This window comes from Pantoea sp. Taur, assembly GCF_009830025.1.
Taxonomy (GTDB): domain Bacteria; phylum Pseudomonadota; class Gammaproteobacteria; order Enterobacterales; family Enterobacteriaceae; genus Pantoea; species Pantoea communis.
The window spans coordinates 1-1884 of record NZ_SZZZ01000055.1 but is presented as its reverse complement, the minus strand read 5'-3'; the positions used below and the strand labels follow the sequence as shown (position 1 = coordinate 1884).

Sequence of the window (1884 nt, the reverse complement as noted above, 5' to 3'; positions counted from 1 at the left end):
TCAGAAAGCGTCGAGAATTCCTGAGGCGTAAAGTGATGAACGATATCGAGAGCCTGACTGAGAAGCATAAAAAAATCCGTAATCCCTGAGAGATTACGGATTTTTGCAGAACTGCCGGATCGTTCAACCGATCATTTTTGTCTTAACTGATCGGCATTACGTCATCATGACGGCATTTTCATATCAGCGATTCTGCTGCGGGCGAATGGGAATCAGGTATTCGCAACGGATTTCCGTTGGCGGTTCGCTGCGTTTCTTACCGCCATGCGTGAAGAAACGCTCAATATCCTGGCCCTGACGACGCACCAGACCCAACGTTGGCATACAGGTGCCGTATAGCAGCAGAATGAACTCACCCAGTGCGCTGCGCGCACCGTTATAGGTGAACTGCACGTAATCCCCGGCTTCGAGAATCACATTTTGATTCGACTGCATGCTCAATGCCTGTTGATCGGCAGGCACTGCCGTGGTGTAGAGAATCTCCTGCTCATCATCCTTTTCATGGCTGGCACGTACCTGATGCAGACCGTATAACACCGGTGGCACGGTATCAGTTTCCAGCAGGAACTGTTTCCAGAAATGGATGCGCATTTCGTCACGGTAGCTGGAAATTTGCTCCAGCGTACAGGTGTAACTCTGCGTTTGCCCGACCAGCACCGTTTCCGGCAGCGTGACAAACGTGGCCTCAGGCATGTGGTGATCGTCCAGACGAATCGGCGGGCGAATACCGAAGGAGTTCCATTCCGATGAGCGACGATACCAGGCGGGCGTTTGATTAAACTGCTTTTTAAACGCACGGGTAAAAGTCTGCTGTGAATCGAAGCGGTATTGTAAAGCGATGTCGAGGATCGGGCGGCTGGTCAGGCGCAAGGCCACAGCGGCTTTCGACAGGCGACGCGCGCGGATGTAAGCGCCGATGGCGTGGCTCGTCACTTCCTTGAACATACGCTGCAGGTGCCACTTGGAATAGCCCGCTTTCAACGCAACATTATCTAATGAAAGGGGTTGATCCAGATGGCTCTCCAGCCAGACAAGCAAATCGCGAATGATACCGGCTTGGTCCATAAAACATCCTCATAACTCTCTGGTGGCGCAACTATGAAGTCGTCGAATAATAGCACGAAATGCACAAAAGCGTGGGGGCGGTTTGTCAATCGGCTGTGCTAAATCAATGTGGGTTACAACCCGTTTAGGTTTGGTTCCGGGTTCGATTGACAGTACATTACAGTCTCATCTATTCGATTGGCAATGGTAACTCAATGACAATAACTCGCTTTCTTATAATCACGCTTGCAACTTGTCTCTTCAGCGCGGGCGTTCAGGCCGAGGAAATCGGCTCGGTAGACACGGTTTTCAAGATGTTTGGCCCCGACCATAAGATCGTGGTGGAAGCCTTCGACGACCCCGACGTAAAAAATGTAACCTGTTATATCAGCCGGGCGAAAACCGGTGGGATCAAGGGCGGATTAGGTCTGGCGGAAGATACTTCCGACGCAGCCATCTCCTGCCAGCAGGTTGGGCCTGTAGAGCTTAGCGATAAAATCGCACAAGGCAAGGCGCAAGGAGAAGTGGTCTTCCAAAAGCGCACTTCATTGGTATTTAAGAAGCTGCAGGTGGTGCGCTTCTACGATCAAAAACGTCATGCGCTGGTTTACCTGAGCTACTCAGATAAAGTGGTGGACGGTTCGCCGAAGAATGCGCTGAGCGCTGTGCCAATCATGCCGTGGCATTGAGGCATAAAAAAACGCCCTGATGGGTAATGCCGATCAGTTAAGGATCAGTTGAACGATCCAGTGGCTGTGTAAGAATCCGGAAACGCTTCGTTTCCGGATTTTTTTATGCAGCTCAGTCAGGCCCTTGATATCGTCTCTCGTTACGATTCTC

General features: G+C 51.1%; 2 protein-coding genes. One reads left to right on the top strand and one right to left on the bottom strand.

The features are described 5' to 3' along the window. Window positions 1-183: 183 nt before the first annotated feature. Window positions 184-1065, bottom strand: a complete 882-nt coding sequence (gene robA / locus FD744_RS25180; protein ID WP_034826193.1) for an MDR efflux pump AcrAB transcriptional activator RobA — start codon at window positions 1063-1065, stop codon at window positions 184-186. A 194-nt stretch (window positions 1066-1259) separates the two neighbouring features. Here robA and creA point away from each other — a divergent pair, with 194 nt between their 5' ends. Further along, window positions 1260-1733, top strand: coding sequence for a protein CreA (gene creA, locus FD744_RS25175; RefSeq protein WP_034826184.1), 474 nt, complete (start codon window positions 1260-1262; stop codon window positions 1731-1733). Window positions 1734-1884: the final 151 nt, after the last annotated feature.